13 protein-coding genes are annotated in these 21,121 nt (G+C 67.7%); 5 read left to right on the top strand and 8 right to left on the bottom strand.

Annotation, left to right across the window (positions count from 1 at the left end):
• Nucleotides 1-534 precede the first annotated feature (534 nt).
• From istB to WCD58_RS18800, 7 genes are all read right to left on the bottom strand, one after another.
• Nucleotides 535-1,344 (bottom strand): IS21-like element helper ATPase IstB, encoded by an 810-nt coding sequence (istB, locus tag WCD58_RS18830; RefSeq protein ID WP_337704588.1) that lies wholly within the window; start codon nucleotides 1,342-1,344, stop codon nucleotides 535-537.
• Nucleotides 1,344-2,576, bottom strand: coding sequence for an IS21 family transposase (gene istA / locus WCD58_RS18825; RefSeq protein ID WP_337704587.1), 1,233 nt, complete (start codon nucleotides 2,574-2,576; stop codon nucleotides 1,344-1,346). The genes istB and istA overlap by 1 nt, the downstream gene beginning before the upstream one ends.
• A 152-nt stretch (nucleotides 2,577-2,728) precedes the next feature.
• The gene (locus WCD58_RS18820) at nucleotides 2,729-2,863 is read right to left on the bottom strand and encodes a hypothetical protein (RefSeq protein WP_337704586.1); all 135 of its coding nucleotides are present in this window, start codon (nucleotides 2,861-2,863) and stop codon (nucleotides 2,729-2,731) included.
• 142 nt (nucleotides 2,864-3,005) lie between these two features.
• Nucleotides 3,006-4,025, bottom strand: a complete 1,020-nt coding sequence (locus tag WCD58_RS18815) for a DUF948 domain-containing protein (RefSeq protein WP_337704585.1) — start codon at nucleotides 4,023-4,025, stop codon at nucleotides 3,006-3,008.
• 702 nt (nucleotides 4,026-4,727) lie between these two features.
• Entirely contained in the window at nucleotides 4,728-5,924 is a 1,197-nt protein-coding gene (locus WCD58_RS18810) for a hypothetical protein (RefSeq protein ID WP_337704584.1), read from the bottom strand.
• Nucleotides 5,925-6,049: 125 nt separating this feature from the next.
• Entirely contained in the window at nucleotides 6,050-7,636 is a 1,587-nt protein-coding gene (locus WCD58_RS18805) for a hypothetical protein (protein ID WP_337704583.1), read from the bottom strand.
• Nucleotides 7,633-10,752 (bottom strand): hypothetical protein, encoded by a 3,120-nt coding sequence (locus tag WCD58_RS18800; protein WP_337704582.1) that lies wholly within the window; start codon nucleotides 10,750-10,752, stop codon nucleotides 7,633-7,635. The genes WCD58_RS18805 and WCD58_RS18800 overlap by 4 nt, the downstream gene beginning before the upstream one ends.
• Before the next feature lie 1,495 nt (nucleotides 10,753-12,247).
• On the opposite strand from WCD58_RS18800, the gene WCD58_RS18795 reads away from it, so the two are divergent.
• On the top strand, nucleotides 12,248-13,213 hold the full coding sequence (locus WCD58_RS18795; protein WP_337704581.1) for a hypothetical protein: 966 nt from the start codon (nucleotides 12,248-12,250) through the stop codon (nucleotides 13,211-13,213).
• Between the two features lie 10 nt (nucleotides 13,214-13,223).
• On the opposite strand, the gene WCD58_RS18790 is transcribed toward WCD58_RS18795, so the two are convergent.
• Nucleotides 13,224-13,700: a hypothetical protein gene (locus tag WCD58_RS18790; protein ID WP_337704580.1), complete on the bottom strand. Its 477-nt coding sequence runs from the start codon at nucleotides 13,698-13,700 to the stop codon at nucleotides 13,224-13,226.
• Nucleotides 13,701-14,071: 371 nt separating this feature from the next.
• Between WCD58_RS18790 and WCD58_RS18785 the strand changes: the two genes are divergently transcribed.
• The 4 genes from WCD58_RS18785 (at nucleotide 14,072) to WCD58_RS18770 (ending at nucleotide 19,675) form a co-directional block, all read left to right on the top strand.
• The gene (locus WCD58_RS18785; RefSeq protein ID WP_337704579.1) at nucleotides 14,072-14,461 is read left to right on the top strand and encodes a histone-like nucleoid-structuring protein Lsr2; all 390 of its coding nucleotides are present in this window, start codon (nucleotides 14,072-14,074) and stop codon (nucleotides 14,459-14,461) included.
• A gap of 538 nt (nucleotides 14,462-14,999) precedes the next feature.
• On the top strand, nucleotides 15,000-15,887 hold the full coding sequence (locus tag WCD58_RS18780) for a neutral zinc metallopeptidase (RefSeq protein WP_337704578.1): 888 nt from the start codon (nucleotides 15,000-15,002) through the stop codon (nucleotides 15,885-15,887).
• 1,092 nt (nucleotides 15,888-16,979) lie between these two features.
• Nucleotides 16,980-18,596, top strand: a complete 1,617-nt coding sequence (locus WCD58_RS18775) for a hypothetical protein (protein WP_337704577.1) — start codon at nucleotides 16,980-16,982, stop codon at nucleotides 18,594-18,596.
• 617 nt (nucleotides 18,597-19,213) lie between these two features.
• Entirely contained in the window at nucleotides 19,214-19,675 is a 462-nt protein-coding gene (locus tag WCD58_RS18770) for a hypothetical protein (protein WP_337704576.1), read from the top strand.
• Nucleotides 19,676-21,121: the final 1,446 nt, after the last annotated feature.

The raw sequence follows: 21,121 nt of genomic DNA, 5'->3' as shown, positions 1-21,121 counted from the left end.
GTGGCGGTTGCGGTGGCGCCCGCGCCGGCGACGGCGGGCGAGTCGGCGGTGGAGATGGCGGCTTTCGAAGCCGCCTCAACCAGCCGGCCTAACACTCGAGGGCACGAAAGCCCCGGCGCTCGGCACCCGACGTAAGGCTCTCGCACACCGGCTTGTGCCGCAGTCTTCGTCTGGAATGTTGATGCGTGACGTCTCAGGATGTACGAACGTCTCTTCAACACCACCGTCGACTCAATCTTGTCGGTGTGCGGCAGGCTCTGCTTGCTATGTCGACCCGGCCGCGGTGGACAGGCGGCCGAAGCTGGCACGGATTGACAAGCGCCGACCTGGTGCCAGGCCGGCGAGCCAGCTCTGCATCTGCCGCACTTGGGAGGTCTTCTGCCTGGCGACCATCTGGACGACGACCTCGACTGCCACTGCTTGTGAACCGTGCCTGCCCGAGAACCTCACGACGCGAGCCGTGTGTCAACGGCGGCTGAACCTGGACCCCCTGGCGACGGCCGAAAATGGACCCCCACCAGGTTGTTGATCTCGTCAGTCGTCGGTCTTGCCGGCTGCGGGGACGCGGCCGAGGTCGCGGTCCTTGAGGCGGTAGCTGTCGCCCTTGAGCGAGACGACCTCGGCGTGGTGCACGAGCCGGTCGATCATGGCCGCGGCGACGACGTCGTCGCCGAAGACCTCGCCCCAGCGGCCGAAGGGCTTGTTGCTGGTGACGATCAGGCTGGCTTGTTCGTAGCGCGAGGACACGAGCTGGAAGAACAGGTTCGCCGCCTCGGCCTCGAAGGGGATGTAGCCGACCTCGTCGATGATCAGCAGCGGGACCCGGCCCAGCTTGGTCAGCTCGGCCTGCAGCCGTCCGGAGTGGTGAGCCTCGGCGAGGCGGGCGACCCACTCGGCGGCGGTGGCGAAGGCGGTGCGGTGCCCGGCCTGGCAGGCCCGGACGCCGAGTCCGATCGCCAGGTGGGTCTTGCCGGTGCCCGGCGGGCCGAGGAACACCACGTTCTCGCGGGCGGTGATGAAGTCAAGGGTGCCGAGGTGGGCGAGGGTCTCGCGCTTGAGCGAGCGCTGGTGCTCGACGTCGAAGTCCTCGAGGCTCTTGCGGGCCGGGAAGCGGGCGGCGCGGACACGGCCCTCGCCGCCGTGGGCCTCGCGGGCGGCGACCTCGCGTTGCAGGCAGGCGGCCAGGAACTCCTCGTGGGTCCAGGACTCGGCCCGAGCCCGTTCGGCCAGGCGCTCGACCGCCGCCGCCAGCGACGGTGCCTTGAGCGCCCGGGTCAGGAACGCCAGCTCCGAGGCCACGTTGCGCCCGCTGATGGGCGCGCCGACCGAGGACTTGGCGGGCATCAGACCGCCTCGCCCATGTCGTCGAGGCCGAACATGCGGTCGTAGTCGGCCAGATCGCGGCAGGCGACGTCCTCGCCGCGGGGAGCCGCGGGTCGCTCGCGGTAGGCCTGCCGCAGCCGGGCAGCCGCGTCAGCGTGGGCGGGGTCGGTGATGCTCTGGTGCCGTGCCCAACACCGAACATGGCGGGCGACCTGCTGACCGTCGAGGGTCGCGACGACTTGCTCGAGGTCGGCGTCGATGACGACCCGACGCCCGACCGCGGCCGGGTGCACCGAGTAGTCGTTGCCGTCCAGGCGGACATAGTGGTCCCGCGGCAGCCGCAGACTGGTTGTCCAGCCCGAGGACGGCGCCACCGGCGGCAGCGCCACCATCGCGGCCCGATCCGCCTTCCACCGCTCGACCGGCCGGGCGCCGAGCCGGCGGTGGTGACGCTGGTTGGCCCGCGCCAACCACACCCCGAGCTGGGCGTTGAAGTCCCCGGGACCGCCGAACGAGCGCCCGGGCAGGAACGAGGTCTCCAGGTATTCGTTGGCCCGCTCGACCAGGCCCTTGGCCTCCGGGTCGCGTGGTCGGCAGAGGATCACCTTGATCCCCAACGCACCGCGGAACCCGTGCATGGCCTCGGTCAGCTGCGGTCGTCCGGCGCGCCAGGAGCCGACCGCGGACTCGTTGTCCCACACCAGCGCCCGCGGGCTCGCGCCCCACCCGGTGAGCAGCGCCCAGTGCCCGGCAAGTAGGTCCGGGCCCTGCCTGCTCGGGATCATGCGGGCGGTCATCACCCGGGAGTAGCCCGAGACCATCACCAGCACCGGCGGCGTCCCGACCTGGCCGGCGCCCAGCGGCACCGGCGTCGGCGGGAACCACAGGTCGCACTGGGCGAGCTCCCCGGGCCGGTACTCGGTGCGCGACGACGGGTCCGCCGGCAGATATAGCGGGCGCAGCTCCCGGACCCGGTCCTTGAGCACCGTCAGCGAGCGGGTCCAGCCGATCCGCTCGGCGATCACCGTGGCCGGCATCGTCGGCACGTCCGCGAGCAGCTCCCGGACCTGCGCCTCCACCTCGTCGACGATCGAGCCCTTCGCCGGGCGCTGGTACTTCGGTGGCTCGTCGGCGGCCAGCGCCCGGCGCACCGTGTTCCGCCCGACCCCGAGCCGGCGGGCGATCGCCTTGATCGGCACCCCCTCGGCCCGATGCAGACGACGGATCTCCGCCCAGTCCTCCACCTTCAGCACCCCTTTCCCATCGGCAGGGGGGTCCAGATTCACCCGTCGCCCGGGGGTCAGCTTTCCGGCGTCGTCAGCACCGTGCGTGATCGCTGAGGACGGATGACGCAGATCGACCTCGGATGCCCGTGACGGGGCAGCGGGCAGTGGGACGCTGACGGTCAAAGAAGCCCTGCCATCGACGGCGTCGCGGCCGGCTCGACCTCGTCGCGGTCCCAGCTCACCGTGTACTCGAGCTCCATCAGGGCCCGGATGGCGTGCTCGAAGGCGTCCCTGGTCGCGGTGGCGAGCTGCACGCCACGCCAGTACTCGTGGGTGCAGTCGACCCAGAACCCGTTTACCAGAACTTCAAGGAGCTTCCTCGAGACACGCGGCCCATCGAGCGGAAGGTGCAGCTCACTAATCCGTGGCCGTCTATAACGCTTGACACGCGCTCGACTACCAAGTCCCTTTATAGAGGCGATAGGCAATTGGCCAGGCGTAGCGGAAGTCGTTGAGGTCCAGGATATCATCTCCCTTCGGAGCATCTCCCGGCCCGGATGCGGTTATCGTGTCACGGGGGAAGGAGAGGCTAGAGAGTTTCGTGTGCTGCAGGCGATCACCAAGTATCAGCCAGCTTTTGCTGGGAGAAGCGACTACTCGTGGCTGCCGCCATGCGTCTTTTCCGGTAGCCTCGGCGTGACGAAAAGCCGCGTCAAGGGTGCGTGCAAGGACGGCAAGGAACTGACGAGCATCTATTCGCGGGGCAGCTGCCACTCCCAGTACCCTGCGCATCTGCTTGTCGAAACCAACGAAAAAATCCTCGGTCGACTCGCCAGCGCGCCATACGTACCTAGGTGCATCTTGGAAGGTTCCTGCCTCGGGGGTCCCCAGCCCTTCGACCTCCGCTTCCACAAGGAGGCCCTCGCCAGCCTTGTCCCAGACCTGACTAACTTTGAGTAGGACTTTCGACTCCTGAAGAGGGAGGTAAGTCGATCCTCCTTGTGCGTGCGAACTCAACGCACGCCTCAGTGCGCTTCGGATCGTTCCATAGGACGGCTCGGCCAGCATCTCGCGTACGGGTTCGACGGCGCTCTCTGCGTCGTCGGCGCGCTGTTGTTCGATCCTCTCGTCGATTCGGCCCCCTAGGCGATCCAGGCGGTCGCCAACGTCGGCGACATCTTCGGCGACCTTCGCTACGCGACGGTTAAGCCCATGGACGTCGCGCTGTGTTGCAATAGTTGCACGAGAAAGGCGGTCAAAGGATCGTTCGAGAACGAGTATCGGAACGGCCAGCAAGACGGTTGTGCCGAGGTTCGCGAGGACAGAGGAACTGTACGATTCCAGAGCCATGTACCCACCAGCTGCAATAAGTCCGCTACCTAGAAGTACGACGCTGCCCACGGTGAGCCAGACCCGATATCCGATCTTGGACTGCGGCCGCCCACCGCCGGCTGAGATGTCCGTCTCGAAGGTCATGCAACGAATGGTGGTCTTCATGTGCCTCTCGTCAACTAGCCAAGCCGTGAGCTCTTGGCGCCTCGGAAAGGTTGACTGGGTGGGGGAGAGCTTAGGCCCGTACCGGCCCGAGCGCCTGCTCGGCCGCGGTGGGGTGGGGCGACGCGCACCGGACCTTCGACACCGCGCGGACGGTGGCGCTCAACCGGCTTCACCCGCATCTGCAGGTGGCGAGCTTCCCCGGCCGGGCACCAGGGCGTGGAGCTGGTCGACCGATCGAGTGTGCGAAGCGACCATTCGCGCGGCGCTCGTCGAGCAGGCCTAGCACCGTGGCCAGGTCCTTGCCGCGTATCGGGTTGGCGTCACCGGGAGTAGGGCGAGGCCGGCGGCCGCGGCGCCGTCGCTGATGTCGTATGCGAGGGTCCGGGTGTTGCCGCGGGTGTGGTTGGAGACCACGACCCTAACGACCAGCTGGCCTCGTCGATCCCAAGAAGCCACACGACTTTGGAGAGCTTCATGCCCCACGGTATGACGACGAGAGTTTCGAGGTCACTCATCAAGATTCGGCCAATTTAGTGGTTCGCGTGAAACGACTTGGCAGACACGCGGCGTCGCTGGAACGACGGCGTCCCTTCGCTGCCGCTAGCTCGTACGGTCCGATGCTGACCTCACCGCCGCTCGACGGCCGAGGCGCCCCGCCCGCAACCCCGTCTTCAGCGTCTCCTAGGGCACGACGTCGGCGACGGCGGCCAGGAGCTCGTCGGTCAGCGCCTCGAGCTCGTCGCGAGTGATGTCCAGCCAGAATTGGTTGACCTCGACCTTCGCGGCCTCCAACCGGGCGGATTGGGCTGCGGAGAACTTCCCGCCGCTAGCCGTCCCGACGTAGCGGGTAGGTTTGGACCGGGTGCTGGGCGGATCGAGAGACGCGGACCGCAGCTTGCCGGATTCGTCGTACCAGGAGACGATGGGCGCCCGGGTGTATTTTCCGCCCCGGGTCTCGCGCTCCATGTCGAGAAGGATCTGCTTGAGCGCGGAGTCGGTCTTTTCCGCCTTGAACTGCGCCGCCATGAGCAGCTGGACCTGTTGCGGTTTCGTGTCCTTGCGCACGAGCAGGACGGCTGCGTCCCACGTCTGCTTGCCGTCGAGCAACAGGTCGCCGGACACCGGCACCACCTCCCACACACCTTTGAGACGGGCCACCTCGGTGCGTCCGAGGTCGACGAAGGCCTCCATCTGGACCTTCCAGTCCTTCCAGCGGGTCACGTACAGCTCGGCGAGCGTGCCCTGCAGCTTGCTGCGGTCGCCCTGCAACGCCCGACGGGCCTTGCGCATAGCCTCCTCCGCGGCCTTCACGGCGGCCGGGTCCCCTGTCGCCTGGTCGAGCGCCTTCCGGGCCGTCTCGACGGCCCGCGCCCGCCGGGCGATGCCCTCGGCGTTCTCCTCGAGATAACGCAACGCCGGCAACCACGCGTCGAACCGGTCTGGGCCGAAGACCTTCCGGATCCGCCGTAGAGCCGACCGCACACGCCGCTGCGACACGGTGGCCGTACCCGGGGCGAGGGCCCGGACGGCACGCAACCGGACGAGCAGGGCGTCGTGGACGGCGAGCATCCCGGCGGTTGGCTTCGGCGCCCGGGTGGCGACGTCGAGGAGGCCGACCGCCGTGTCGAACTCCGCCTTCCGCGTCGCCGCGTCCTGCAGGAACACCGCGCGCGCGTACGCCAGCTCGCGGCGCACGATCTCGGCGTCGGGGGTGCTCCGGCCGGCGAGATGCTTGCTCAGGATGTCGTCGACCTGGGTGAACGCTGCGACGGTGTGGGGGTCGCGGTACTCCTCGATCCGATCGAGGAGCTCGACGTAGCGGTCTGCGGCCTTCCACAGCTCCCGGCGCTCGGCCCCCGAGGTGCCCTCGCCGATCACCGCGACGAGCCCCCCGCGGAACGCGGCCGAGAGGCGTGCGACGCGGCTCGTGGCCTCCCGCCCCTGCTGCGCGACCCGGGTGGCGAACTCCTTCGCCGCCTGGGTCTTCGGAATCTTCGGGGACATCAGGGGCTCACGAGGGAGCCCGCGCCCCGGGCCACGGTGCGGAACTCGTCGACGGACAGGAGCACCGAGAGCCCCACGAGCGCCACGTCGACCATGAGCGAGGAGTACGACGGCGAGGCGGCGAGCCGTTCCGACGGGACGAGGAACGCGCGGGCCGCCCGGTCCTCCTCCGCGAGGCGCAGGCCCTTGACGACCACCGTGGCGGCGTCCACGACCAGCCCGGCCACGGCCGCGAGCGCGGCGACCCCGGCGGCGGGCTGGGCGCCCGGCAGCAGGGTGGCGACGGACGCCGCGAGCTCGACGTGCCCGATCCAGTCCGAGAGCTCCTGGAGGTCGCTGCCGGCCTCCTCGTCGGTGACGCGGTCGCGGGCGACGCGCGCCGGGACCTCCGCGTCGACGCCCAGCTCCTCGATCGTCCGCTCGACCAGGGCCGGGAAGCGCCAGACGGCGTCCTCGTCGGCGAGCGTCCTCGTCAGCTCCCCGGCGGCGGCCCACGTGTCGCGCAGCGTCGTGAGCAGTGCGGTGCGGATCGCCTCGGCCGTCTCCGGGGACGCGCGCCCGGCGGCCAGCGCCCGGGCCTTGCCGGGGAGCTCGCCCTCCCACCATGCGAAGAGCACCGGCCGAGACCGTCCCAGGTGCGCGACCAGCTCGGCGAGCACGCGCCGCTTGTCGGCGACCTGCGCCTCGGCGGCGTCGAGGGCCTTCTGCTGGGCATGGGTGCGGGCGCGGAGGTCGTCGCGCGCGGCCCGGTCGGGAATGCCCAGGAGGCCGGGGCGCCTGGGGCCCCCGACACCTGGCGCCGGCCGGCGCCCCCGGTCCTCGACCTGCTGCTGCGTGCTCAGGGCTCCGGCCAGCTTCTCGCGGGCGTCGGCGATCGCGACGAGGTCGCGCAGCAGCTCCTCGAGCTCGTCGCGGCGCAGGTCCGGGCGCGAGGACCCGTCGAGCACCGACGCCGCCGCCTTCTCGTCCGCGACGGCGAGGTGGCGGAACGCCTCGCGGCGGACCTGTGCCCGGCTCGCCGCGAGGCGGCCGAGCGCGGCGTCGCGGGCGGCCGTCGCGACGATCCTCTCGGCGGTCGCCCGGCGCGTGGCGAGGTCCTCGACGGCCGGACCGAGGGCCTCGACGAGCCGGTGGCGGCGGGGCGTGCGGTCCTCGTCGAGGTAGAGCGCGTACGGGTCGCCGCGCAGCACCCTGCCGCCCGATGTTTTCACCGGGAGCCCACGCGACACCGCGCCGAGCCACCCGACCGGCGGCTGCTGCGACGTGCCCTTGAGCGCTGCCTCGAACGTGCGCTTGCCCGGGATGCCGGCGAGCACGTAGGCGGTGTCGAGGGCCTCGGCGACCGCGGCGGGCAGGTCGGCGCGGACGGTGTCGAAGGTCAGCACGACCTCGGGCAGCGGGTCGGCGCCGCGGTCGCCCGGCAGGGAGATCGGGATGTCCTGCACCCCGAACCCGTCCGCCGTCGCGGCCTTCGTCGCCGGCGGGGCCGTGAGCGCGTCGAGGTCCGGGAGCGGCACGGGGGCCGGGCCGGGGGTGGTGCCGTCGCGCGGGGCGACGGCCCGGACCTCGGGCGCCGGGACGCTCACGGCTCGAGCGCGGGCTTGAACACCAGCTGCAGCCCGATCTGCGAGCCCGCGTGGGCCTGCACCTGCCCGGGGGCGATCGATGGGTCGCGGGTGTGGGCCTCGGTCCGCACGGTGACCGATCGCCCGCGCCGGTCGGCGGGGATGGCGACGGTGTCAGCGACGATCATGACGTCCTGCTGCGGGAACTCGCCGATGTCGGACTCGTAGTTGACGTCGAACATCGACGGCTCGGTGCGGATCCCGTCGATGTCGACGCGCAGCTCGCCCCACACGTCGCCCTCGGCCACGCCGGGGTTGACGACGAACCGGACGTCCGCGGCGGCCGCCCAGGTCGGGATCGGCACGGTCCACCGTGCGGCCGGCGGCCACGCCGTCCAGGCGGTCTGGTCGTGGGCGAGGACCGCGATGCCCTCCTGGCGGGCCGTGCCCGTCCACAGCGCGCCGGCGCGTCCCCCGTCCCCGGGGCGGTCGGGTGCTCCGGGGTACTCGGGCAGCGTCCCGTCGGGCTGCAGCCACAGCTGGGGTGTCGGCACCACGACCGTCCACGGCTCGCCGTAGGGCACCGCGTTGTTCAGGTCGTCCTGCTGCTCGCGCAGCTCCTCGTGGACGGCGAGGTAGAGCGGGTCGTCGATGTCGGGCATCGGCCCGCCGTTCCACGGCTCCCGTGTGCGCAGGTAGTGCAGCAGCGCGCCCTCGAAGCCCGGCCGGACGCTGACGAGCACGCGTGCGGCGCCGGACTGCAGGAACTTGGCGTAGAGCGGGTCGACCTCGTCGTAGTAGCGCTGCGCGTCGTACCACTTCCGCGGCAGCCGGCCCCAGAAGTACGGGTAGAGCACGTAGTTGAGCTGCTGCCACTCGAAGGCCTGCTCGAGGAACTGGATCGTGCTGCCCTCGTCGACGGCCTCGGCGACGTCGATCGCCGGAATCTTGATGTCCGCGTCGGCCGTCGTCACCTTCTCCTGGACGCTCGTGACCGTGATCTTCTTGCCCGGTTGGCTGGTGTCCTCGGTCGTGGTGGTGATCTTCTCGATCGCCTCGACGGGCAGCTTCGCGGCACGGGTGCTCATCGCGTCGAACACGATGTCGTCGGTGGTGGCACCGTCGGCGTCGAACTGCTTGGCGATCATGCTCAGACAGCTCTTGCGCAGCTCGGTGCGGATGACGTCCTGGTTGATGCGGGGGTTGCGCCCCTGGATGACGACGCCCTGGCGGACCTTGTGCGCCGCGAGCGCCGCGTCGTACTCGTCCTGCGCGGCGAGGTACTCGCGCTGCGCCTGCTGGTAGGCAGCCATGATCGTTTCGTAGACGCGGATGCGCCAGTTCTGCAGGTGGCTCGGTGTCGGCACGATCTTCAGCCCGACACCGAGCGAGTACGACTCGGTCCGGTAGGACCACACGGCGACCGCGGTCCGGCCGACGAGCATCGGGTCGAAGGTGAACTTCCGCTCCTCCCAGCCCATGTGGCCGACGTTGCTGCCCGGTGATTGGAGCTCGTTCTGACCGCCGATCGAGACCGACACCCCGTGGTTGGTGGACTTGTCCATCCCCTCCCAGTTGCCTTTGATCAGGGCTTCCACGGCTCCGTAGCCCTCGGGGATGTCGAAGATCTCCTGCTCCGCCGTCGACTCCGCGGTCTGGGGCTCCATGATGATCGTCATCGGCACGGTCTGGGGGAGCGGCTCGGGCGCCAGCCCGCCGAGAGGGAAGATCTTCGTCCAGGTCGCGACGGTGGACGAGTCGATCAGGTTGACGTCGAGCTCGGGGCGCGGCGGGGGCTGCGGGATGTCCGGGCGCTCCTCCTGCTCGCGCTCGTGGTCGAACACCGAGAGCACGAACGCGGCGGGCTCGGGGATCATGAACTCGTACATCAGGCGCTTGCCGTAGTTGTAGACTTGGGCGTCGTAGACGCTGTCCACCCAGCGGTAGATGCCGGTGACGCCGTCGTTCGCGCCGGCCAGCTCGTGGCGGTCGAGCTGCTCGTTCTGCGTGAGCCGGCGCGTCGTCCGCTCCTCGCGCACGCTGGTCTGGATGCGCGAGAGGGAACGGTCGACGACGTCCTTGGCGAAGTTGTTCGCCCCGCGCCGCGAGTCCGTCTGCGACCGCGAGTACTGCGCACCCGCCTGCGCGGAGTACTCGACGACGCCGTAACGCCCGCTGACCTGCCCGGAGACCTCGACCGAGAGGTCGTTCTGGATGGTCGTCTCGGTCTCGCTCTTGAGCTCGAAGCGCTCAGACTTCGACTTCTCGGTCTCGGTGGTCTCGCTCTTCTCCGTGATCGTCGAGAGCAGGTCGTCGACCTGGTCCAGCTGGCGGACCTGGCGAATTTTCTTCTCGCCTGGCAGGACGTTCTCGATGTGGGCGATCGCGCCGGGCTCGTACCGGCGGAGGAACTGCTTGACGACGAGCAGGTCGCCCACGCCGACCGGCCGGATCGGGTTGAACGGGACGTAGTAGCCGACGAGCGCAGTGATCATCGGGTGGATGGCGGGCTGGGCGGCGAGTGCCTCGCCGAGCACGGGCAGGTCCCCGGCATAGACCCGGCGCACGACCGTGAGCGACCGGATCGCAGCGATCAGGCGGGTCGCGTCCACCGGGCGGCGGCGCACGGCGACGGTCGCGCGGTAGAGCCGGTCGAACAGTTCGCCGAGGTCCTTCGCGAGGCTCGGCGCGGTGGCCGTCGCCTCGCTCTCGGCGCGGGCGGCGTACCCGGTCCAGGAGCCGCCCGCCGACTCGGGCCAGGCCGCGGTGAACGCCGCGGTGGCCTCCTCGGCGGTCGTGCCGGAGCCGAGCAGCGCCACCGCGCCGGCCAGCGCGTCCACACGCTCGCCGGGGGTGTCCTCGGTGATCGGTCCTGCGGCGACCACCTTCGTGGCGATCTCCTCGTTCGCGTCCACCACGGCCTGGGGGGTGGTCTTCCCGGCGCCGGTGCTCTTGACCAGCCCGTACACGGCCGTCGCGGCGGGGCTCTTCGCGAAGCTCGCGTCGTCCTTGTCGAGCGCCACCGGCTCGCCGGCGGGGACGGGATGCGCCAGCCGCTCGTCGCGGATCGCGCCGTCGCCCTCCGCCCCCAGCGACCGCACCGTCATGAACTTGAACAGGTCGACGGCGTCGGCCACCGTTATTCCCCCCTCGGCTCTTTGTGCCGTTCGTGCCCATGGCAGGTACGAACGGTCGCAGATCGTCGAGGATCAACACATTCGGCCTAATCGTCGGAGAAACTTGTTGACCCTCTGTTGCCATCCTGACGTGCAGTCGGCCATGCGCGCGCCGGGCAACTGGGTGAGAAGGAATCGCCCACCTGAGCGACCTCCGCCGCGGTGTCCGATGGCCGCGGCGACGGCGTCGGCCTTGGTGGTCGGCACGGACCCACGTATGGACCTGCCCGCAGATCGAAGCGGCGCCGCACCGCACCGCCACGACGTCGAGACAAGGCCGTCCTGCTGCAGGCCGCGCTGCGGGTGCCGCGTTGACCCAGCCGGCTCCGGAGACGCGGCGTTCGCGGCGGTCACCCAGTCGCTGGTCGGGCTCATCGCCACGGAGAAATCGAGATCAAGGCGCTCGGGAGGAACACGCCCAGAACGTTCAACACACCCATCCGAAGTCCGAGGCCGTAGGTAGCCAATTTGGCCTTACGTCCCACGCCCCCCGGGTGAGCCCCACAGGGTCGACGACCGGCAACCACGGCGCTCGCCCTATGTTGTCCTGCCCGTTGCGTTGGCGCCCGTCGGCAGCGCCCTGCAACGCGGCCGAGCGCGCGATCCAGGACAGTGCCTAGAGTCAGGCTCCGCCCGGGCTCACCTCGTCTCTCCTGTCGGTCGGGCGTCGGGGGCTGTAAACGTGGTGCTCTCCCTGCCCTTCAGGGCTACGTCGGGCGACTCGCTGCGCAAAGAGGTGTATAGCTCGTGCTCCAGCAGAGGTCGCCGAGGTGGGGGACAGGCCGCCTACCAGTGGCGGTACGACGTCTGGTTCCACACGCATTGACAGCGAAGCGATTCGAAATCTTGATTGCTTCGGAGGCTTCGGTCCGACGCTGCTGCTTAGCCTCGCCGACCCCGGTCCACCGATCGCTGTGGAACCGAACGCGACCACGATAGTCAGTCTCGTCGTCCGAAACGGGGTCGGACAGGGGTGCGGAACGCTCCGTGCATCAAGCGGCCTCGTTGCTCACGTCGTAAACTGACGGGATCCCGATATTCGGTTGATCGGGTAGGGCGGCGAGCGCCTACACCTGAGAGGCCAGATTCTCGCCTAGCGCTTTACAAGTTCGGTGAGCGCTCAGTCGTAGGGCTCAGCCTCAGCCTCGGCGAGTTTGGGCGTAGGGTTAGTGTTTCCTGAGCAGCTTGAGAAGCCTCGGGAGGATGCCGACTTCGGCAAATGACGAACAGCAAGGTTGTTCTTGATCCAGCCAAGTTGGGTGAACTAACTTGCGGTTGGGCTGTGGCGAGTTCACGATGATGGTCAATTGCCTCTTCCGTGCCACGTAGGGAGTCACCACGACCACGTTCAGCTAAGGGTCTGGGCAATTGGCCTTCTCGCCTGTGCGCTAAGACTGTGGGACTTTGTTAATCTCGATACTGTGCTACTGGTTCAGAGTACGCTACCCTTCATCATGTGTCTCGCCTGCTGACATGGACCCTCCGACTCCTGTGGGTATTGGGTGCGATTCTCTTTCTGGTAGGGATCGGGGTTTTCGGGCGATTGCCAGAAAAAGAAGACCAGAATCCAGGCGGCTGGTGGGACACGTCAGGGTACATCGTGAACTTGGCCTCTGGACTCACGGCGGCGTGTTTCGGAGTCCCAATCGCGTTCTTCGTGTTACAGCGACTCTTACGTGATCGCGCGAACGACGATCGTCAATTAGCGATGGTAAAGAACGCGATTACAAGCCTGGAACGGATCGAGCGCACAATCTACTCCCTGTCAGGGGTTCGATACGACTGGTTTAGAACGGGAAGTATACGCTCCCTAGAGGAGGAATTCGATGACTTCGTCAGAACAATTGAAGAGATCGTCCTTCACGCAAGGTCGTCTGGGGACGCTGGACCGAAGCTCAAGGACGCCAATACACACCGAGCGCGGTTTGATGAGATGAACTCGTCACTCGGAGACTCGATAGAAGTTGAAATAGGCAAGACTAGAGTTCGCGGGCTAGTCGAACTTCATCGTACCGGTATCAACGCGGCGTTAGCTGCGGAGGGCCTCGACCCGACCCACGAGGAGCTGTTGTCGAAGTTGGAGAATTTGCCCAACGAAAGCAACCTCACAAATATACATGAACCGTTCCTCGAGGTGTCTCGTGACGTACTCACCTTCTTCAGTGGCTCGCCGCTCTTGGCGGACAAGGGGCAGGAAATTAAGGATCGATGGCAGATGGAGGCGGGTCAGCATTACGTGGCGTGGAGAGACGCATTTATGAAGCTCTATGACGACTTGAGTAGGTTGCGAGATATGGTCGATGGCGTCGATGACGAACGTGCCAGGCTGTTTTCGACGATCGGGCGGGATGTCTACGGACGTAAGCCATCGGCGAGGGAGACTGCAATGCTCGATAGATTTGGTCCTGGGAAGTACTTGTGACTCTCGGCGTTCAGTCGTACTCCACGTGGGCGGTCGCGCGCCACGGTCGAGCGGTCGCGGGGTCGTTCGACGAGCACCGCGCTACCGCAGTCTGCTGGTACTCGAAGCGCTGCACCTCGACGCGCTGGAGGTTGATGAGGCCCGCAGAACTGTTTCCGCCCCGATTGGAACGATAGAGTTGAACGCCCCCACGCCCCCCACGCAGGGGATGCGCCTCGACGATGACCTCGATGGGTACGAGCAACCGGTCGGGACGTACGGGCAGCGCTTCTTCGGCAGAATCGAGCCAGATCACTAGGTCGCCCCGGTCGCGGCCGATTTGGCGCAGCCGCATCCCGTGCGGGGCCAGAAGTTGGCGGCGCACCGCATCGATCGCTCGCCGCCACGTTGCGCGAACGGCCCGCTCCAGGTCAGCAACGTGATCTCGCGAGTCGTTGCCGCTGAGCCTGGCGAGCAGCTCTTCGGCTCCAATGTCCTCGACGCTCACCCTGAAGGAGCTTCCCCCGGCCAACGCCCTCGTCATCCCAAGGAGTCGAATGGGCGACGCCTCGCCCCCGGCGAGCAGGCTCCCGGCGGTCTGGTGTGGCCTCCTTCGTGGCCTCAAACCATGGCACGTGGTGGGACCGGGTGTGGGTGGTGAACTCGGTGACGTGCGCCGCTGGACGCACCGAGCACACCGTTGACGGTGACGAGAGTTCTCGTAATGCGTGCTTCGTGTAGCTGCTGATGCGATCGCCACACCTGGGGCCTACCGCAATCTGTGCCCTACCATCTGTTGCGGTCGGGATCGGCGTACTGATGCTGGCGCTCTGAGGGCCTTCCCGCGCGGCACTTTGCCCGCCGTAACGAAAGGCCACCGTGGCGCAGCGCACTACCGTCACCGTGCTCGATGACCTCGACCAGAGCGAAGCCGACGAGACCGTCGAGTTCGGCCTGGACGGGGTGAGGTACGAGATCGACCTCACCGAGAAGCACGCGACCGCGCTGTGCGACGCGCTCAAGGACTTTGTCGAGCACGCGCGACGCACCGGGGGACGCCGGCGGGGCAGCTCGACCGGCGCGGCCGGTTCGTCGAGGGCTGGATCAGGGAGTCGCGGCGGGCTCGGCGACCGTGCGGGTGGCACAACCTCGGTCGATCGCGAGCAGAACCACGCGATCCGGGACTGGGCCCCCACCCAAGGCATGACGATCAGCGACCGTGGCCGCATTCCCCGCGAGGTCACCGAGGCCTACCTCCGCGCCCGCTGAGTCGACCGGCTCGCCCCACGGACAAGTTCGCGCTTCGCAGCGCCAACCGCTCGAGACGCCCCGTGGCCTAGCGAGCGTGCCCGCGTCGTCTTGCGCGGCGCGAGCCCATATCCCCAGGACCTTCAGCTTCCCTAGCCGGTGCGCTCCTCGGGTTTGCGCCGGAGAGCCGCGGGGGCTTCGGATCGCGCGATCAACCCGCGTCGAGCACGCCGAACGGCCGCTCTCCTCGACCACGCCGGCGTGCCACGGTCCCGCGCCTCTGGAGATCGACCGACTCTTCGTTGCAGCGAGGCACCGTGCTGCGCCTGCAGCTCCTCCAAGTCGAAGACCGTCTGACCGGTCCCATTACTTGGTGGAGCGCCTCGCTCTACAACCTCTGAGTGTCCCTCCGGGTGTTCTGTAGGCCATACGGGGACCCTCGATCCCGGACAGTAGCAGTAGCGCACTGAATCCCTTTACCTTCAGCTGACTTCGGGCGTGCATGGGGGGAAACATGGCCGCATCTAGGGCTGCTAGGCGACTCTCGGTAGCCGTAACGATGATCGCGGTGATCGGGCTCGCGACGAGCTGCGCCACCGGCCCGGTGGGCACGCGGCCTCCCCCCACGGCCGCGGTCACCGCCGCGCCACCGGCCAGGCAACAGACGGCGGGCGGTCAACGAACCGTCGACCCGCTGGACGAGATCGGCGACCAGGAGGTGGCGCAGGCGCCATCGGGCGCGGTCTTTGACGGCGGTCAGGCCTCCGAGTCGCTGACCCCAGTGGCCGTTTCTGCGCAACTGGAGGCGGTCGTTCAGAACGCGGACCGGGTATGGACGGGCTACCTACAGTCCGTTGGCCTCCGCGAGCCGTTCGTCTCCTACCAGATCATCGCTCCGGGCTACCAGTTCTCGAGCACGTGTCTAGCGCAGCCCGTGACCTCGGATCATCCCAACGCGTACTACTGCCCAAGCGACGGCGACCAGACGTACTCCGGCGGGATCATCCTTCCCGTCAACACATTCATGAGGATGTGGAACGGGTCGGTCTTCGGTCAGCGTTCGGCGCAGGTGGGCGACTTCGCCGCCGCGACGCTAGTGGCTCACGAGTTCGGACATCACGTACAGGACGAGATCCGAGAACAGGGCGGCTTGCCGGACATCGCCAGGTTGGACTCCTACGGGCGGAGCGTCAAGATCAAGGAGAAGGAGTTGATCGCGGACTGCTTTGCCGGCGTCTGGGCCAACACTGCCTACTACGCGGGCTACCTGACCGACACGGACAAGGAAGAGGCCGTCGCCGCCCTCGAGGCGATCGGCGACTCCGGTATCGGCGGAAACGACCCGCATGGCACGCCCGCTGAGCGAAAGTACGCATTCGAGCTCGGTTACGAGTATGCCCCCGCGATGTGCATCAATACCTACTGGCCGGGTGTGCAGGCGAACTAACGCACACTGCTACTCCAGTTGACTGACGCTCGCGGCCCTGGGCAGCGCTGCTCCTCATAAGGGTGCGCCCCCACTGCACAACATCGAGGCGGAAGGCGATGAACAAGAAGAGAAGGACGAAGCGTTCGAAAGCGGAAGAGTCGTCGCCCCCGACTCCGTGGTATCGGCGCGCGACTACCTGGTTGATTACGGCCGTAGTCGCGGGTGTCGCGACCTTCATCGCAACCGCGACCACAACCGGACTCGCTGACGTGACCAGACTCTTGTCCGACCCCATTGAGATTGTCGGCGAGCGGCAGTTCGACTGCCCTTACGAGTTCGTTGTCCCACGGGCTTCGATCACCGAGGTCCCGGTTCCGCCCAGTGTTGAGACGGACTCTCAAGGGCGTCAGGCATGGGTGGATGGCGTCGACGCCGTGGACGCCAACTATACACTTGTCCGCCTCACGATCACCGGGAAGAGCGACACCGTGGTCCTGCAAGGCCTGGATCTTGACGTAGTTTCGCGCCAACCGCAGATGTCCGGCATCTACACCGCAGCCCACTGCGGTGATGCCCTCGCGGCACGATTCATGGCGTTCGATTTGGATCGTCGACCACCGCTCATGACTGTGTCGGAGGACTACAGCGGTCTGAGCTCGGACGAGCCTTCAAGTCCGCCTAATCCTGTCAGCTTCCCGTTCAAGGTGAGTCCAACTCAGCCCGAGGTCTTCTTTGTATCGGGGGCGACGGCCGACTGCGACTGTAGCTGGGTGATGCGACTGCGTTGGACGGCCGGGGGTCGATCAGGCGAGACCATCATCGATGATAACGGTGTCCCATTCCGAACCACCTCAACGCGGGGCTTGACGCCCTGGGGTTCGTATGGAGGAGAGCCGTGGCAGGAGGGGGGTCGCGGTGGCTAAGAGGCCGCTGTCCCCGCAGGTTGGGCGGCTTCGGCGACGCAAGTCCCGCCAGCCGGTGCCGGTCGACCCACCGCCGGTATTGCCGCCGTCCGACCCGCCCTCGCCGGCCACGCATGAGGGCTCCCGTGTCAAGCGGGCCCTGACGTGGACAGCGCTCGCGATCGCGACCGCGATCATTGGCGCTCTGGTGACCGCGAACGCGGAGTCCATCAAGGAATGGATATCCCAATCGGAACCGATCGAAGGCGGGGTTGCGGACAGGCAGGTGTTGCCCGAGAACGGCTTTTCGCTGCTGGTTACTGATCCCGCGCGGCTATCGCCAGGCGTGGCGCAGATGGATGCCTGCAGCGATCTCTGGCGCGAGGGACTGAGGGCGGGCGGTATCCCTGTACAGCCGAGGACTCAGGTGGCCGACCTGCGGTCAGGGTCGGAGACCGGTGCGACCATCGTCGGTCTGCGGGCGCGGGTTACCCAGCGACTTCCCGCAGCGGATGGCGCACTGCTGGAGTGTCCCGCGGCGGGTCCTCAGGAGCCGACGCAATTCGCGTTCGCGATCGGTGACAACAATGTGGCCGAAGCTATCCGGCCGGCAGACGGCGACGCCGGAGCCGGGGACCAGGCACAATTCGGCAATGGCTTCCGACTCGAATTTAAGAAGGACGAGGGTCAAGCGCTCGCTCTTCTGGTCGAGCCACCGCGCGAGTCGATCTTCTGGCACTACGAGGCAGACGTGACGACGGACGGTCGCACAATCACCACGATCGTGCTAAACGATAACGGCCGAGATTTCTATAGCCCCGGTTCCAGGGCTTCGAACGAGTACTTGGAGGGGCACTCGGCGGGCGTCGACGTCACCGACTGGGGAGTGGAGCGCGGCTCGCGGGTCGTCGGCGAGCCAGGCAACCAGCGTCTGATGCAGGGTCAGCTCGACGTACCTTTCGAGCCCGGCATGGAGTACTACAGGCCCCGTCCGGACTCAACCAACGCTGGCTCCTCTTCGTCGTTCTGGCTTCGACGTGACGGTCGGAAGCTGTTGTCGGTCAACGTGCCGGGATCCGCGCCCGACGTCTTACCGGAGATGTACGACTTGTGCGGAGGATCTGCGAATGGCGACGACGACCGACGGGGGTATACGAAGTCCAAAGTCGTGTCGCCACCGCTTGTGGAGCAGGTCGCTGGACAGCCCGTCGAGCGGACAACGGTGGACTACGTCTGCAGCATCGGGGTGGGCGTGGCGCGGGACGGTGAGCGAGGCACGCCAGGATACTTCTACTGTCGTGGACTACCGTGCGCGGAGTCCGCGCTCAGGGCTACCGTGGTGCGCTTCCCGCTCGCCAATGTCGAATTTCTGTCGTGGTCGAATGAGACCGCTACCCAGGACGTCCAGCTTGTCGACCGGCTGCTGCGGGATGCCCGTGTTGACGGACTTCCGGCGGGACCGGCACCAGGCGCTCTGGCGGTCGAGCCGGTCGTTCCCCTTCCGCCCGCCGGGTACCCAGATTGGGTCGCGGGCCGGATCGCCTCGCCGACCGACGTGGGCCTTCTGACTGCGGTTGAAGCCGACTCGGAGGGCCTGGTGGTGACGTTCGATAAGGTGGACTATCGAGCCTGTGCTTGTCCGTCGGGGGGCGCGTTCACAAACGTCAACTCGAATATTCGCAGGCTTCGGGTCCTAACAGAAACTGAGATTGATGCGACTGGGGGTGGTAGCGTGACTGTGCTTCCTGAAATCGTCAGCCAACGTCGGCTCGTCGTCCTGAGCCGCGATAGTCAAGGACGGGTCCTGCACATCGTGGCGCAGTAGCGATTCCGCCGAAAGTCGCTGAGGACGATCCGTAGCTCGCCGCGCCTGTGCGGGTCTGCTCCGCCTCGGAGGCACACTGGATTCATGTCACGGGTGTCAGGGTGCAGTCCAGGCGCCCGGACCAGCGAGAACGACCACGGGCTCAGTTAGGGCGAGCGTCTGAACACGACGCCCGCCGCGAGACCGAAGTGTCGAACGCCTCGTCTTGCGCGGTGGATCACCACCGGCATCAGGTCCCGGATCACCTCGCGGCGGGCGGCCACGCTAGGAGGTGCTCGCAACTGTCCGGAGGCGATGACCGACTCTTGAGCTCGCCGCGAGCGCCAGACCCCGACCCCGGTGGTCCTTGCGCGAAGCTGCGCAGGCGCCAGAGGTGAGGTAGCTCGGTCGGGTGAGGTGGCAGGTGCGGCGAAACGGATGTCCGTGGCGACGCGACGAACCGGTTGGTTCGATCGTCGTCGGGGGGACACACGGCCAGGCACGCCGAGGTACTGCTGGACCCGCCCACCGCGCCCGTCGAGGCACGATCGTCAATTGCGGGCCTGCCGGTCGCTCGTCGCCCACGCCCGCCGACTTTTCCGCACGCGAACGTCAGGACCAGGGCGCGGCAGCTGCTGATGGTCGGTGTCCTGGTGGCGGTGGCCGCCGTGTCGGGCCTCACTGGCGGCCTGATCGCGGTGACGATGGCGCCGCAAACCACCCCGGCGTTCACCCCGTCCACCTCGTTGGTTGAGGTCGACCCGCCCGCCGTGGCAACGCCCGCGCCCGCCGCTACCCGGCCTGCGACGCCCGCCCGGGTAGAGGAGGCCACCACCATCACGCGTCCTTCGACCTCGGGGCGGTCCCGCGCTTCGAGCAACAATGCACAGTCTGAGGCCACGGAGACCGTGGCGGACGACACCGACGACGAGGATCGTGCGAGCTCCAGCGGGGCCTCGACCCGGTCCTCGCGGGGCGACGGTTGCCGCCCCTACGAGCACAAGCTCACGACCGGCTACTGCAGTCCCGACACCGACGTTCTCGACGAGAACGGCAACCCCGACCCGGCGCGAGCGGTCGTGCCCGGCAACCCGCGCTGACACCTTCGTACTCAGCGGAGCTCGATCCGCGACACCGTCCAAGCAGGCACGCAGCACGTTTCCCGGTCCGTCTCCGGGCAGCCAGTTCGCGCCCGCGGCAGTGCAGCGCTACCCCCCCCGCAGGGAGCCTTCGCCCTACCGGACGGCATCGAGGTGCCCGAGCTCCACTCGAATGTCCTCAAGACGGGGCGGTTGAACGTCGCCCGGTGCGGGCTCGGGCTCACGATCGAAGCGGGACCACAGTCAGCGCGATCGTCGGGCACATCGAGCACACGGCTTAGGTATGGGATCTTGATCGGAGCCCACGACGCGACAGGAGGCTCAGCGAGACGACCGGAGCCTGCCTCGCACCGAAGACCTACAAACCTCGTGGGGATACTGCGAGCAGCCCCAGGGGCGCGAGCCCATCGGACCTCAGCAAACGGGGCGTGAGCTCGTGAGTGCTGGCACGGCGACTGCGCGCTACTCCGGCGAGGCCAAGGCCGCCGCTGGTAGGACTAGCGAGCTGGTTGCTCTCCGAGCCGGGGCCACCGTCGAAGGTCCTGTCGCGGCCCTGGCCGGGAGCCACGGCAGCGCCCTGGCGCGTGTGCTCACAGCGGCCAGCCTCCTGCTCGACGAGGTCGCCGTGCATGACCGCTCCGCCGTGATCCCGGAAGGGTCAGTGACCGGCGAGCTCGCGCCCGTCGCCGGCGGCTAAGTGATCTCGGTCCACGAAATGGTCCACGAACTGCCTCCCGCCGATGCCTCTGATGCCCAGTCGATCACCCGCGGTGCCCGCTTATGCCCACCAAGACCTGGCCCGCCCAGGGTGGGCACGTTACTACGGATTCAGAAGCCGGCCCGTCGACACCTTCGGCCCGGCGGGCCGGCGCGGACGCCGAGCTCGTCACCTTCGATCGGACACTGCTCGCCCGAAGCTCGGGCCGCAGCGGCGGCACTGCGTGCGGCCGCCGATGAACTCTCCGCGGCGCTGCACGAGTGCGTAGGCGGACAGGAGCCAATTCGGCTCGGCCACCGCCATGACGTGGACACCGCCGCCGGGGTCGACTCAAGCACCACCGTCCACCACCTTAGTGAAGACATCTTCAGGGGCCGATAAACCGGGCAGCTGACCTGGACTTCGCCACCTACCCCTTGCGGCCAGGAGCGTCTGGTACGCGCGAGAATGGTCATCCCGTGGGCGAACGATTATTAGCCACTCTAGGTAGCAACTGCCACCTGATCGCAGCAGTTGCTAGGCTGAACGATACAGTGACCTAGCGACCAACGGCTGAGTCGGATACTCTCTGCGTCTCTCGGCCTATGCCTGGTGTGCCGGGACCGATCGATCGGCGGAGACATGACCGTGGACCCGAGGCGCTCTCCGTCGACACCAGCTGATCGGACTCGGTGGTTCGCTTGGACAGTCAAGGCAGTCGGGAGTCTGAATCCCCTTCTCGTGGCCGC

Source organism: Actinomycetospora flava, from assembly GCF_037400335.1.
GTDB classification, from domain to species: domain Bacteria; phylum Actinomycetota; class Actinomycetes; order Mycobacteriales; family Pseudonocardiaceae; genus Actinomycetospora; species Actinomycetospora flava.
Note: the sequence above shows the minus strand (reverse complement) of the source record. Positions and strands in the feature narration are given on the sequence as shown.

Excerpts from the sequence above, each read along its gene's own strand:
- istB (WP_337704588.1), bottom strand. The coding sequence starts at position 1,344 with ATGCCCGCCAAGTCCTCGGTCGGCGCGCCCATCAGCGGGCGCAACGTG.
- WCD58_RS18815 (WP_337704585.1), bottom strand. The coding sequence starts at position 4,025 with ATGACCTTCGAGACGGACATCTCAGCCGGCGGTGGGCGGCCGCAGTCC.
- WCD58_RS18780 (WP_337704578.1), top strand. The coding sequence starts at position 15,000 with ATGATCGCGGTGATCGGGCTCGCGACGAGCTGCGCCACCGGCCCGGTG.
- WCD58_RS18770 (WP_337704576.1), top strand. The coding sequence starts at position 19,214 with ATGGTCGGTGTCCTGGTGGCGGTGGCCGCCGTGTCGGGCCTCACTGGC.